At 38.8% G+C, this 13,908-nt stretch carries 14 protein-coding genes and 1 tRNA gene; 10 read left to right on the top strand and 5 right to left on the bottom strand.

Annotated elements, in window-relative coordinates; translation table 11 throughout:
* Positions 1-228: 228 nt before the first annotated feature.
* On the bottom strand, positions 229-495 hold the full coding sequence (locus RL70_RS05165; protein ID WP_039042355.1) for a hypothetical protein: 267 nt from the start codon (positions 493-495) through the stop codon (positions 229-231).
* A 180-nt stretch (positions 496-675) separates the two neighbouring features.
* Positions 676-1,215, bottom strand: coding sequence for a GNAT family N-acetyltransferase (locus tag RL70_RS05160; protein WP_039042354.1), 540 nt, complete (start codon positions 1,213-1,215; stop codon positions 676-678).
* An 800-nt stretch (positions 1,216-2,015) separates the two neighbouring features.
* On the opposite strand from RL70_RS05160, the gene RL70_RS05155 reads away from it, so the two are divergent.
* From RL70_RS05155 to RL70_RS17220, 3 genes are all read left to right on the top strand, one after another.
* Positions 2,016-3,287 carry a RidA family protein gene (locus RL70_RS05155; protein ID WP_039042353.1) on the top strand — a complete coding sequence of 424 codons (1,272 nt, stop codon included), beginning with the start codon at positions 2,016-2,018 and terminating at the stop codon, positions 3,285-3,287.
* A 375-nt stretch (positions 3,288-3,662) separates the two neighbouring features.
* Positions 3,663-5,351, top strand: a complete 1,689-nt coding sequence (locus RL70_RS05150) for a methyl-accepting chemotaxis protein (protein WP_039042352.1) — start codon at positions 3,663-3,665, stop codon at positions 5,349-5,351.
* A gap of 445 nt (positions 5,352-5,796) precedes the next feature.
* Positions 5,797-6,687, top strand: coding sequence for an N-acetyltransferase (locus tag RL70_RS17220; RefSeq protein WP_052245789.1), 891 nt, complete (start codon positions 5,797-5,799; stop codon positions 6,685-6,687).
* A 330-nt stretch (positions 6,688-7,017) separates the two neighbouring features.
* On the opposite strand, the gene RL70_RS18150 is transcribed toward RL70_RS17220, so the two are convergent.
* Entirely contained in the window at positions 7,018-7,128 is a 111-nt protein-coding gene (locus RL70_RS18150) for a putative holin-like toxin (RefSeq protein ID WP_231567236.1), read from the bottom strand.
* 428 nt (positions 7,129-7,556) lie between these two features.
* On the opposite strand from RL70_RS18150, the gene RL70_RS05140 reads away from it, so the two are divergent.
* Genes RL70_RS05140 through RL70_RS05130 form a run of 3 tightly spaced genes read left to right on the top strand, consistent with a single transcriptional unit; the run spans position 7,557 to position 9,516 of the window.
* Entirely contained in the window at positions 7,557-7,925 is a 369-nt protein-coding gene (locus tag RL70_RS05140; RefSeq protein ID WP_039042351.1) for a GntR family transcriptional regulator, read from the top strand.
* Positions 7,922-8,797, top strand: coding sequence for an ABC transporter ATP-binding protein (locus tag RL70_RS05135; protein ID WP_039042350.1), 876 nt, complete (start codon positions 7,922-7,924; stop codon positions 8,795-8,797). The genes RL70_RS05140 and RL70_RS05135 overlap by 4 nt, the downstream gene beginning before the upstream one ends.
* Positions 8,794-9,516, top strand: coding sequence for a hypothetical protein (locus tag RL70_RS05130; RefSeq protein WP_039042349.1), 723 nt, complete (start codon positions 8,794-8,796; stop codon positions 9,514-9,516). The genes RL70_RS05135 and RL70_RS05130 overlap by 4 nt, the downstream gene beginning before the upstream one ends.
* Before the next feature lie 189 nt (positions 9,517-9,705).
* Here the strand turns inward: RL70_RS05130 and RL70_RS05125 are convergent.
* Positions 9,706-9,778 (bottom strand) — tRNA-Arg (locus RL70_RS05125).
* A gap of 154 nt (positions 9,779-9,932) precedes the next feature.
* On the opposite strand from RL70_RS05125, the gene RL70_RS05120 reads away from it, so the two are divergent.
* From RL70_RS05120 to RL70_RS05110, 3 genes are all read left to right on the top strand, one after another.
* Positions 9,933-10,694: a glucose 1-dehydrogenase gene (locus tag RL70_RS05120; RefSeq protein ID WP_039042348.1), complete on the top strand. Its 762-nt coding sequence runs from the start codon at positions 9,933-9,935 to the stop codon at positions 10,692-10,694.
* Positions 10,695-10,924: 230 nt separating this feature from the next.
* Entirely contained in the window at positions 10,925-11,338 is a 414-nt protein-coding gene (locus tag RL70_RS05115; RefSeq protein WP_197054076.1) for a MarR family winged helix-turn-helix transcriptional regulator, read from the top strand.
* A 16-nt stretch (positions 11,339-11,354) separates the two neighbouring features.
* The gene (locus tag RL70_RS05110; RefSeq protein WP_039042346.1) at positions 11,355-12,539 is read left to right on the top strand and encodes an MFS transporter; all 1,185 of its coding nucleotides are present in this window, start codon (positions 11,355-11,357) and stop codon (positions 12,537-12,539) included.
* Between the two features lie 39 nt (positions 12,540-12,578).
* Here the strand turns inward: RL70_RS05110 and RL70_RS05105 are convergent, their stop codons facing one another.
* Positions 12,579-12,941 carry a DUF2500 domain-containing protein gene (locus RL70_RS05105; protein WP_156137907.1) on the bottom strand — a complete coding sequence of 121 codons (363 nt, stop codon included), beginning with the start codon at positions 12,939-12,941 and terminating at the stop codon, positions 12,579-12,581.
* A 169-nt stretch (positions 12,942-13,110) separates the two neighbouring features.
* Between RL70_RS05105 and RL70_RS05100 the strand changes: the two genes are divergently transcribed.
* Positions 13,111-13,887, top strand: a complete 777-nt coding sequence (locus RL70_RS05100; protein WP_039042360.1) for an amino acid ABC transporter substrate-binding protein — start codon at positions 13,111-13,113, stop codon at positions 13,885-13,887.
* Positions 13,888-13,908: the final 21 nt, after the last annotated feature.

Raw genomic sequence — 13,908 nt, 5'->3', positions numbered from 1 at the left:
AGTAAGTGTAGCCTATACATGAATTTGTTTAAGTGTGATAAGCCCAGTATTTTTCTTGGGCTAGAACATAGTCATCACATAAAAAGCAGATACAGTATGTGGTGAGTAAGGAAGAATTAATATGTCGACATAAAGAGTAACGAGACGCTCCTTACAAATAAGAGACGCACGAGACAGATAATGCGACCTGAGGAATGCCTAATTATTAATCCATATCTTAAAAGGAAATTAATTTCCCCTCTCCATTTTTTCTATTTTTCTAGTTAATTGATCAATTTGTTTTTGCATAGATTCAATTTGATTTGATTGATCTGATTGGTTTTGTGTGTCCTGACTACTCGAGTTTTCTAATTGTTGTAGGGCAATTCCTGCTCCTACTGACTGAAGACCATCGCCTAATGTGGAGAGCAATGCTCCAATAAAACCAATTCTAGCAGCATAAATTTCAGGAGAGGTACTATTTTCACCTGGTGGAGTATTATCAAAATGATTCATTGTTACACATCCTTTATTGAATAATGGATTCTTATTATAGTATGAAACGGTTGCCTCAACGTTGTAGTCAATCTAAGGATATTACACATTTCGAACAAAATACGTCTCTAACTAAAAAACCACTCATAATTTAAATGAGTGGAAAAAGAGAGTGTCTAAAAATTAGAGTCAATTACAAGGTTAGTCTTTAGGATTAATGATCGCCAACATCTGATGATCTTCCCAAGACCCATTAATTTTAACGTTTTTCAAAGCTATTCCTTCTTTATGGAAACCAGCTTTTTCTAATACTCGAATGGAACCTATGTTATTTGGCATTACTCCTGCTTCAATTCGATGTAACTTTAGAATTTCGAAAGCATAATCAACAACCAACTTGGTAGCTTCGGTAGTATAACCTTTACCATTATGTTCTTGGTCTAAGGAATAGCCCAAAAGCGCACTTTCACGAGGTCCACGGAAAACTTGAAACAAGCCGATAGTACCTATAAGAGTTTCCTCGCCAATTTTAAAGATCCCGAATCGATATTCTAATTCTTTTTTTGTATTTTGCTCCCATTTTTCGATTAATTCTTTCTGAGTTTTTAACGTCCAATAATTTTCAGGATGAGCTATGGAATAGTTTTCAAAAAAACCTCGATTTCTCTTTTCTAAACTAAGTAATTCGACAGCATCCGAGAGGATAAGCGGTCGTATATATACATTTACTATTTTGGACATCTAATCTTCCTTTCTCTATGTAAAGAACTTAAAAATTATATCATACAGAAGAAGTATCTCGAACGCATGCCGAACTAAAAGTCACTCGAAATAGGTGAGAAAATGCTAGCTTTAACAGCACTAGAAAAAGAAGCAATCATTGCAGAAAGTATTTTGCTAGTGATAGTCATCTAGGGGATAGGGCAGCTGAGTAAAAGCAAAAAAGACGGCTGATCCTAATCGATCAGCCGTCTCTTTACAGTCACCTTTGCCTTTAGGCGAGTTAGGAGTATTTACAAGAATAAGACGAACTATACATTTCGCAATAAATGGCGTGATGGCATGGCAATTCGGTGCAAGAAATTGTGGGAAATAGCACACCAGTTACCGTTGGTAGAGCTGATTGAGCAACAAATGATGTTTGCAAGAAGTGTCATTAGAAGAAGGTACCTACGTAAGAAGCTTCCATTTTCAAGTGAATATTCAGGTATTTTTCACTCGCAGGTACCTTTCACTATTATACGGATGGCTTACTAGTTATTAGCAATATGACTTAAAAACATTAAAATTAGTATGGATAGTCTTGCAATTTCGTAAAGATAATAGATTATTGAAATTTTCATGATAAGGTTATTTAATATACATAAATTTTTACTCATCTTGAGAAGTGGGCGATGAGTGGTTTTGTACGAACATGAATCACATGATGAATCCGTTTTAAGTCTTTGTAATCTCGGGACATTTGTTAAGACCATTTTCATGATGCAAAACATGAGTCAATAAATATGTATATAAAAATTATCTAAAAGGGGAATGCTTTCATGACAAAGTTTAACGCAGTATCAGCAAAAAATACGGAGAATGCACCAAACGGTATCGGGTTATATTCACAAACTGTAGCTTTTTCTCATTACAATAATCTTTCGGCTCAATTACCGATCGAACCCAAGACAGGTAACTTGGTAGCTGGTGGTATAAAAGAGCAGGCTGAACAGTGCTTTAAGAATATCGAGGCAATTGTAAATAGCATCGATCATGTTATGAGCGATATTGTTAGAATCACTGTATTCGTTAAGGATATTCAAGATGTTGACGCAGTAGACGAAGTTTATAAAACATTCTTCCCAACTTACGTGCCATCACGGACAACGGTTGCAGTTGAAGCTTTGCCTATGGATGCTTTGGTACAAATTGAGGCACTTGTTTCACACGGTGAAGGCACAATTCCTAACGCACCACAAGCAGGCGATCTCATCAAGCTTACAAATAACACGGCAAATGCCCCAACAAATCCTCTTTCTACACAAACCGTGTCTTTCTCTCATTACAATAATCTTTCAGCTCAATTGCCTATCGATCCGAAAACTGGCAGATTGGTAGCTGGTGGAGCAAAAGAGCAGGCAGGCCAGTGCTTAAAAAATGTCAAATCAATTTTAGAAAGTATCGACGTTCCTCTTGACGATATCGTTAAGGTCAATGTATTCCTTAAAGACCTATCGGATACGGAAGCAGTTAACGAAGTGTACAAAACATTCTTCCCAGACTCAGCGATTGCTCGAGCTGTAGCGTATGTACCTGCACGTACAACAGTTGAAGCTGCAGCATTACCTATGGGGGCTTTAGTGCAAATTGAAGTAGTTGTTTCTCACGGGGATGGTACACCTCCGCAAGAAATTGAAGACAGACACGGAATCGTAATCTGGGCAAACAACACGGAGAATGCACCAAAGAATTCTCTTTCTACGCAAACTGTAGCATTCTCTCATTACAACCACCTCTCCGCTCAATTACCGTTGGATCCAAAAACTGGTGAATTGGTAGTTGGTGGTGTAAAAGAGCAGGCTGAACAGTGTTTGAACAATATCAAAGCTATTGTAGAAAGTATCGACCACGTATTGGACGATGTCGTTAAAGTAAATATCTTCGTTAAAAACATTTCAGACATGGATGCAGTGGACGAAGCTTACAAAACATTCTTCCCAGGTGGAGTACCTGCACGAAGAACAGTTGGCGTCTCTGCTTTACCAAATGATGCTCTAATCCAAATCGACGCAGTTGTGTCGAACGCTGAAGGAACACCACCAAAAGCATAATAATCATTTGTTCGTAAATACAGGAACGATTAAATTTACTTGTTAATGTCGCGGGTGAAAGAGTAAAAAGCTGGCCCTATTTTAAAAAACATCGAGATTTTTGCCGATTATGGCTGAGATCTCGATGTTTTTTTAGATTCCAAGCTAACTAAATCAACAAATACTGATCAACTTCCAAGTGACAGGAGCCACCGCAAGAAATTTTCGTGTATGTTTCATGACCTGTTACCCCTAATCAGGACAAAAGATGTGCAGATTTCTTTATGTTGAAATTATGTTAAGTATTTTCATCAATCTTTACAAAAGCTTTACATCATAACGTAATACTATAGTCTATAATCTAAATTGACTATGAATAGTGGGAGGCCGAAAGGTATGAGATTGAGCGTCAGAAAAAGAATATGGTTTGGTTTTCTACTTTTACTAACAATTTTAGTGGTTGTCGGTGTATCAGGAATAGTGTCACTTACAAAATTAAATAACGAATATCGATTTTTAATTGATGACAAAATAAAGAAAGTACTATTATTTGAACAGATTTTATCTGAACAAAACGAAGAAGCAAAAAATATTCGTGGATATATCATCTATAAGGATGAGTCACATGTTGAGCATCGGAAGGAAAACATGAACTCAATTAACGGGAAATTGAAAGAACTGAATAAAATTGTTCGAACACCATCGGCTCGTGAATTATTGAAGGAAGTAATAGAAGCCTCAAAAAGTTATGAGGAAATTAGTGCATTGACTATCCGGGATGTCAGTGAAGGAAATATTGATAGTGCTATGGCTTTAGCCGAGGAAGGTGCTTATTATCAAGATGCCATAACAGCAACTCTAAAAAAACTAATTGAACATCAAAAAAGCCAACAAGTGAAGACGGAACAGTCTTTGCTAGCTGTTTTAAATTGGATTAAAATTCTAATAGCTAGCTTGATGATCGTCGCTTTCATTGCAAGTGTTTTTGTTGCTCAAAGAATCAGTATAAGTATCGCCCGGCCAGTTGAAAAAATGACAGAAGCATTGAAGCAGATTGCTATGGGGGATTTTACTGCAGATGTCTTACTAATTCGAAACAAAGACGAAATCGGAGAAATGGCAAGTGCTTTCAATAAAATGACTAAAGACTTAAAAGGAATTTTATCGATTGTAAGAAACTCAGCCACTCAGCTTGCGGAACAAGCAGAAAACTTATCTGCAGGTTCTGAGGAAAGTCTTGCTTCTTCTAATACTATTTCGGAAATTACGGAAAGAAATAGGTTAGCGAGCAGTTCCCAAGTGACGACAGCCACCGAATCCAATTGTTACATAGAAGAGATGCTACAAGGTATGACTCAAATGAATGAAGACAACAATCAAATGCTACAGGCTTCCGAGTCGGTTTCTCAACTCGTATCGACTGGAAGGAGACAAATGGAAGACTTTACAGAACAAATGGAGAAAATTAGTTATAGCATTTCGCAATCTTCTCTAACAATAAGTGAAATGGCCATGTATTCAGAACGAATCAGGCAAGTGACAACACTGATTACAACAATTGCTGAACAAACAAACTTACTTGCATTGAATGCTGCCATTGAAGCTGCAAGAGCAGGTGATCATGGCAAAGGTTTTGCAGTCGTTGCGGAAGAAGTAAGGCATCTTGCAGAACAATCGAAACGTTCCGCGAAAGAAATAGGCATGATGATTGATGATATGGTTCACAAAGTGGAAAGTGCAGTAGGTAGTGTTGAAGAAGGATCAAACCAAATTACAAAAGGGCAATCGGTGTCAAAAGAGACGGAGAAAGTGTTTTATGGGATCGAAAATGCAACGCATAAGATGAATGATAAACTGTTAACTGTAAGCAGAACAATTGAAAAAGTACGCACAAAGACAGACGAGGTTTTCGAGGGTTCAAAAAGAGTGGAACACCTTGCTATGAAAGCCTCATACGAATCGAACTCGGTGAGTGCTGCAACTGAAGAACAACTTTCCGTAAATGAAGAGATTTCCTCAAATGCACAAATTTTAGCTCTCGTTGCTGAAGAGCTTCAGAACGAAGTCAGGAAATTCAAAGTTTAAATTAGGTGTTACTGAATAACCCCTAATCAAGGTAATGATTATGCAGTTGTGCAAAATCCTGCTCCTGCTTACTAATTAGTAGGAATTGGCATTATCGTCACATAGAAAGCCCGCAACGCCGAGAAAAGGTATCCATGCAAGAAACTTTCCTGTTTGTTAAACAATTTTGTTTGTTTCATGCACACCTTTCACTAATACCCCTCCACTTGGATTGATCGATTCATTCGCAAGACAATCGAATTTCTGTGCTTCATAAAACTTTCAAACAACCACAAGTTGGATAGTTTTATTGCGCAGAGTTTTTACTAAATGGTAAAGTTGTAGCAGCACTACAGGGTTCCAACATAAAGGGTCCCCGTTGCAATCTTATTAGAGCAGAGGATAGGACTCGAAAATAGATACCGGTATATTTAAATTAATTTCAATAACAAAGTGAGGGAAAATCATGAACATTTCGTATAAATTGATGTCTTCATTAAGTTTTGAAGACGCGCATGTCCTATTTAATAAAGGGTTTGAAGGCTATTTAGTACCGATGAATTTATCTTTTGATACGTTCGTTAGTCGTTTTGGTAATGCTGGATTATCTCCGGCATTATCTATCGTTGCATATAATGGAACAGAGCCAATCGGTTTTGTGCTACAAGGAATTAGGGAAGTGAATGGTCAAAAGATTTCTTGGAATGGTGGAACAGGTATTATTCCAGAATACAGGGGAAGGAAACTGGGTTATTCCTTGATGGTGGAAGCCGAAAAACTTTTAAGAGGACATAATGTAACTGTCGCAACTTTAGAGTCTCTTTCTGAAAATAAGGCAGCTATATCTTTATATGAGCGTTGTGGTTACAAAGTAGAGGACGATTTACTCTTTTTAAGTGCAAATGAAGTTTTAGATAGTACCTCACCAAACCTTGACGGTTATGAAGTTACAAGAATACCGGCTGCCCAATCTATTGGTTCAGATTTATTTCCAACTATCGTACCTTGGCAAACGGATCCTAGTAACACGCCAATAATAGGTGGAGAAGCTGTGATGTTAACAAAAAATGGAGAGGTCCAGGCAGCTTGTCTAATTCGAAAGCAATGTGTGTTTGGCAATGAGACGGAAAGTATTACTTTATATCAGGTGAAGGAAAATGGGAATGAAGATGCTCTCAACAAACTCCTTGCTTACGCATTAGAATATGACCAATCTATCAATCGTACAACTTATAACTTCTTAAAAGGGAATGATCGTGTAGTTTCATCCTTACTGGCAAGTGGTTTTGAAAACACTTCAATATCCCAAGTTTTTATGACAAAGGTTTTCGGAAATACCCGAATGATAGGACGATAATGCGTCGTTGCAATAACTTCCTTTAAGGGAGGTACCTGTGAGGGTCTTTCGTGTTTGTTCAAACATTTACGTTTATTTCTCAAACTGGTGCCATTCTCTTAAGAAAAACTTTATTATTCCCGTTGAATAGATCAGATATCATAGTTCCACCTAAACACTTCTTCATGTGTAGAAATCGTATGAATGTGGTAATATAAACATATGCTAAAAAAGACCGAGTGCACCAACACCCGGTCAATGTAGCTGGCATCCGCTTGAAGAGCGGTTGACCAGTTCAACGAAGGTGTTAAGAGTAATCACCCTGCTTACTGGTCAGTTAGCGGAGGGTGGTTACTTTTTTCTTTTGGTGTATAGAGCAATCATTGCAACAACAGCTGTTGCCATTGTTATGAGGAACATTCCAAATTGGAATAACAAGCTCATTGCATCGTAAGTCACCATAGTAACACCCCCTTTCTCAAGGGAGTGCCAACCGCCCATCCGCTATATGCTGCTACTTTATAAGTATATCATTCTTGATGGTTAAACGAAGTATTACAGAACACACATTCCCTTCTTTAACACTTTGATCTTTATCGACAATGGCCCAAGTGTGTACTACTAGTTTGAAGCTGATAATTCTTCCTATTTCTTGATCTAAAAAAGGTACCTATTGAAGCCTTCATGTTTGTTTCACACAATGGTACCTTTCACTAAAAAAACTACCTTGCTTGACTCCTTCGGACATAGTTTACCGGAGGAGTATTTTTTTTTGGTAAAAACAACACATTTACGGGAATCGGAAAACATTGTATAGTTGTATACATGAGTATCCAGCCATATAAATAATCAACTATTAGCGTTAGTTTAGCAAGAAAGGAGGACTCCTATTGCAACCGATATTAGATGAATCTCAACCCATATTTCGGCAAATTGCACAGATTATTAGTAATGGCGTTGTAGAAGGTATATTCAAGGAAGGAGAAAAAGTACCATCCGAAAATGAATTGTCACGATTTTATAACATAAACCGAGCAACGGTGCGCAAAGGGCTTGAGTCCTTGGTCGACGGAAATATTATCTACAAACAGAGGGGAATTGGAATGTTTGTCAGGGTAGGAGCGAAAGCACAGTTGATAAAAGAAAGGCAAAAGCAGTATCGGGATGAGTACGTCATGCCTTTGCTGGCAGAAGCAAAGCGTTTGGACATAGGAGTGGAAGATGTAATAAAGATGATCAAAGAGGGGGAGATAATATGATACAAGTAGATAATCTCACGTTTACCTACGAGAAAGAGCCTGTACTTCATGAATTGTCTTTAGCGGAACAAAGCCCTGTTATAGCAGGTCTTTGGGGAAGAAACGGTAGCGGTAAAACGACATTGATGAAACTTCTGGCTGGATATGAGAAACCAAATCATGGAAAGGTTGAAATACAAGGGATGAGTCCATACAACAACGCTGAGGCGATTCAGCTTGTCTGTTATATGCAGGAGGAACATCCATTCAGTTCACTCTGGAATGTAGGTGATGCGTTACGATTTGGGGAATACTTTAATCCCAACTGGGATCAAAATATGGCAGAACGACTTTTAGGTACTTTCCGTTTGGATAAGAAGAAAAAAATCACGAAACTTTCAAAAGGGATGAAATCTGCCCTTCAGTTTATCATCGGCATTTGCAGTCATGCGGATGTCACCATATTTGATGAACCGGTTAATGGATTGGACGCTGGAATGAGGAAGAAAATGTATGAAGTTTTACGAGAAAGCCATGAAGACAACCCCCGATTCATATTGCTCTCAACGCATCACATCGAAGAAATTCAGGCAATTTGTGAAACACTTATTGTTATTAAAGACGGGGGAGTACTATTCAACGAACCGATGGATGAGATAAAAGAGAATGGGATTTGGTTATCGGGAAGCAAAAACATTCTGGAAAAAGTAATTTACGGAGAGAGGATAATTGAGAAAAGCGAAATGGATTCGGTGATGAAAGTAATGTTGGATGTTCCTTACTCGAAGGAGTGGAGAGAACTCGCGCATTCCAATGGTCTATCGATCGGGAAGGCAGAACTCCAGGATTATTTATTGAATATGACTGAAGAAGATAAGGAGATGGTCGAATGAGTTCTATGAAAGGTACATTCCGGCTAGTCTACGAAGGTGCACTTTTTTTCTTAGGGAAATTCCTTTTTCTCTACCTGACAATCCCGTTGACGGTGGGTTGGATTCTAATCGGATTACTTTTTGGTGTACCTGATAATACCGTTGTAGCTATTTCCGGTCCAACTTATTTTTTTATACCTATGTTTGCTGTCACTGGTTTCAGGTCCCTTTTGCCAATAGCTATCGCATTTGGAGGGACGAGAATCCAACTTCTCAAAGTATTTTATGTAACAGGAATTGCTGCAGTATCAATTAGTATCTTGTTTTTAAATATACTTCAATATATTTTAATTACTGTTTACAACCAGTGGTCGAGTTCCGTTAACATTTTGCATCCAGGAGTATACGTGTTAGGGGATTATCATTTTCCCTCTTATTTATGGATAGATTTGATGGTTGGCTTGCTCTTATTCGGGATTGCCTTTTTGCTTTATTGCATTTTATATCGCTTAGGTATTAAAAGGACTATTATCATCACTACGGTACTGTCACTTATTGGAATGTTTCTCTATTATGGCAACATCTTAGACATTAACAGTTTTGAATGGATTTGGAATCATGATTTAAATCCTCTCACGTTATTTACGTTAGCAGGTTTGCTTGGTCTTGGATCACTCTTTATCACGTATCCGATGATGCGTCATGCACCATTGAATAAATCCATGGTAAACGTTGGTTAAGAACAGAAATTACTGGTGATTCTCCTAGAAATAAGTTGAGTTAATAAAAGGAGGAGGCATATGCCTCCTCCTTTTATTGGCTTATGAAATTATTAACAGGGCACAATTTAGGCACAAAACGCTATATCAGCAGGCTTATCTTTTAATCTAAAAAAGACAGAAAGCCCGTGATATAGCGTTTATTCAATACGTCCCAGGCAGGAATCGAACCTGCGACCCACAGCTTAGGAGGCTGTTGCTCTATCCCCTGAGCTACTGAGACATTTGGGATTTAACTATATTAGTATACGGCATATCTTCCATATCCGCAACCAATCTATTTTCTTCCACTAGTAAATCAAATTATTTTAATAGTTAAGCATTAAAGCGTATACTGAGAAATGATGGTACGAACATAATTATTGGAGGCGGTTTAGTTGAATCGATTAGAAAACAAAGTGGCAGTCGTAACTGGTGCGGGTTCTGGACTCGGTCGTGAAATCGCAGAACTGTATGCACGTGAAGGTGCAAAGATTGTCATCGCAGACATGAATATGGAAGGTGCAGAAGAAACCGTTCAAATGATTAAAGCAGCTGGTGGAGAAGCGCTTGCGGTGAAAACGAATGTTACTGCTGAAGAAGATGTTCAGCGCATGATCGATACAGCAGTCGAGACGTTCGGCACACTAGATATCCTTGTTAACAATGCAGGAATTATGGACAACATGTATTCCGCTGCAACGATTACTGATGACGTATGGGACAAAGTATTAGCAATTAATACTACAGGTGTCATGCGTGCAACACGTAAAGCACTTTCCATCTTCGAAGAAAAGAAAGCTGGCGTAATCGTCAATATGGCGTCCATTTCTGCACTTACAGGCGGACGTGGTGGACTTGCATATACAGCGTCTAAACACGCAGTTGCAGGGATGACAAAAAATGTTGCATCTCATTATGCACATTTGAACATTCGTTGTAATGCTATTGCACCTGCGCAAGTTCCTACAAATATTACGAACAACTTAGTGCAACCAGACAAGCACGGTATGGAACAAGCTATGAAAGGCGTCAGCCAATTGAGCCGTCCAGGTACGAAAGAAGAAATCGCGAACATTGCTTTGTTCTTAGCGTCTGATGAATCCTCTTATGTGAACGGCGTTATCATGCAAGCAGATAATGGCTGGTCTGCATACTAAGGTTTGAATACCGTTAAAAATCGACTTCCGGCTTTATGGAGGTCGATTTTTTGATGGATTCCTCAAAATTCGCACAATAAAATTGTCAGAAATGGGCGGATTGTATACCGTGGAAACAAGGTGGTCTTATGAAACGCTATCGTTTACAAATGAAATTTCAGAGCGTATACTAATATAGTTAGATAGGCTAACTAATCATTTTAACTGTGAAGTGAGGCGAGGAAATGCATTTGGAGCATCAATTTATCAGAAGCTATGTCAAACTGTACCGTCCTTTGGTGAACAAACTCAATAAACTGCTATTGCATTATGACTTGTACAACGCACAATGGACCATTCTCAGTTTACTTTCAAGAGAAGGGGAGATGACCTCTGCTGAAATTGCTGAAGAACAGATGATCGAAAAACCTTCTGTTACGAAAGTAGTGAAACGTCTTCATGAAATCGGATATCTTGATGTCACTCAAGGGCAAGATAAGCGTGAAAAGTTGTTAAAGCTCTCGAGTGAGGGCGAGCGGATCACAGCTGAGATTCAAGCGGAACTGCTTCCATTTTACGAACATATTTTAGCAGGAATTCCTGAAGAAGACATACAGGCTGCTAAACAGCTGCTCGATCAGGCGTACGAAAATCTTATCAACTAATAGAGAGGGTCATTATATGGAAGACAAGCAAAACTTATGGACAAAAGACTTTATTTTTATCTCAATCATTAACTTCTTTATAATGATTGTCATGTATATGCTCATCGTAACAATTGCTCCATTTGCAGTTGAAGAATATGGAGCATCCGCTAGTATGGCAGGACTTGTTTCCGGGATTTTCATCATCGGAACATTATCTGCCCGAATCGCAACAGGGCGTGTTATTGAAAGCATTGGTAGCCGTCGCATCTTACTGATTGGTATGGTTATATCAGTCGTAGCCATTGCACTATATTTCACTGCGCACTCGCTTCCGGTTCTTTTACTCGTTCGTTTCATCCACGGAATTGGACTCGGTATTGCTTCGACAGCAACCGGTACAATGGTAGCGCAAATTATACCACCATCACGTCGAGGTGAGGGTATTGGATACTTTAGTTTGAGTACCGTACTTGCGACAGCAATCGGACCATTCTTCGGTATTTACTTAAGTCAACATGCCGACTTCACATGGATTTTCGCGTTCAGTTTAGTATTAAGTATTATTGGTCTCGGAATGTTTTTCTTTGTCGATAAACGTCCTGAAGAGGCACCACATGAGATAAGCGCACCAGAAGACGCACCAAAAGGACTTGCAAATTACATCGAAAAATCTGCGATACCAATTGCAGTAATTACGTTGTTAGCAGGAATCGCATATTCAGGTGTTTTGTCGTTCTTGTCATTTTACGCAAAAGAAGCAAACCTTGTCGATACTGCAAGTTTCTTCTTCTTAGTGTATGCGGTCGCAATCTTGGTTTCCCGTCCTTTCTCTGGAAAATTACTTGACCGAAAAGGGGGGACATTTGTTGTAGTTCCTTCATTGATTTTGTTTGCAGGCGGTTTATTACTACTTAGTCAGACACATACTGGAATCATCCTGCTAATTGCAGGTGCTATTATTGGGTTAGGATTCGGGAACTTCCAATCCTGTGCTCAGGCGATAGCACTTATAGGTGTTCCTATTAAACGGATCGGAATTGCAACGTCTACTTTCTATATCTTCCTAGACTTTGGTTTCGGATTGGGTCCTTACTTCTTAGGTAGTGTAGCCACTGCATTTGGCTACCGCGATTTATATATGATTCTTTCAGGATTAATCGTCGTTGCGCTTATCCTATACTTGTTGATTGGCCGTAAAAAGCGTCCGGTTATTCAATAAATAACAAAACGGTTCTCCAGTAGACGGAGAGCCGTTTTTTTAAGAAAGAACCCGTTCAAATCCAAGAAAACGAGTACCTTGAAAACTTAACTTGCCAATGTCACCTTCGGCTAACATGCCATACTGATTACCTCTCATTTGAAACTCCTGCCGGTCGCCACTTTCATATTCAAAAGTCACATAGTAGTAAGTACTCGCTCCTGTATCACCAGTTCCGCCGGAAGTTTCTGTGCGTTTCGTTTTCACATGTGCAGCAACCGTGAGTTGAGGAGAGTTGTTGTTTTTCCCCCATTCCGCTGCTCCTTTTATGAAGGTAAAAAGAATTATTCCTACTATAATGCAGAAGAAAATTGCAAAAATTATTGGGAATCCGCCAAAGAACGAATCGTTAAAAGGATCCATAGTCAAACCACCTTCCTGTTTTTTCTAGTATATACGAGTTTCAGTGGAAACGGTTTCAAAAAAAGAATCAGTTTTTTCATAGCTAATGCTTTGCATTCTTTGAATTGTGTGCTATTCTATTATTACTTTAACAGACTAAAGCGATGAAGTGGAGGAAAACAATATGAAAATGAAAAAGATGAAGGTTGCGTTAGCCGGATTTGGTATCATTGCACTTTTAGCTGGTTGCGGGAATTCTAAAGAAGCAGCAAACGGTGAAAAAGAATTAGTCATCGGGGTTGATGATAAATTCGCACCAATGGGATTCCGAGATGAAGCGAATGAGCTCACTGGTTTTGACATTGACTATGCGAAAGCTGCAGCTGAACACATGGGCATGAAAGCGAAGTTCCAGCCAATCGACTGGAAAGCGAAAGAAACAGAACTGGCTAGTGGACGCATCGATCTTATCTGGAACGGGTATACGATTACAGACGATCGTAAGAAGAAAGTGCTCTTTACAAAACCATATTTAAGCAACGCTCAAGTAGTTGCAGTGCTTAAGGATTCAAACATTCAATCACTTAGTGATCTCGAAGGTAAAACAGTTGGTCTTCAAGCATTGTCTTCAGCAGCTGATGCATTAGAAGCAAATCCAATCGCAGATAAAGTTAAGAACAAAACGGAATTCTCGGATAATGTTTTAGCACTTTCTGATTTGAAGAGTAAGCGAGTAGAAGCAGTCATTATCGATGAAGTCGTGATCGACTATTACATGTCTAAAGAAGAAGGTAAATATAAAGTACTTGACGAAACGCTTGCTCCTGAAGAATACGGTGTCGGGGTGAAAAAGGGTAACGAGGATTTATTGAAAAAACTTCAAGATGCATTAGATACAATGAACGAGGATGGAACAGCTGCACAAATTTCCGAAACGTGGTTTGGTGAAAACAAAGTACTGAAGTAAGTCACGGTTTCTAGTTAGGTT

The organism is Sporosarcina sp. ZBG7A (assembly GCF_000813425.1).
Lineage (GTDB): Bacteria > Bacillota > Bacilli > Bacillales_A > Planococcaceae > Sporosarcina.
Note: the sequence above shows the minus strand (reverse complement) of the source record. Positions and strands in the feature narration are given on the sequence as shown.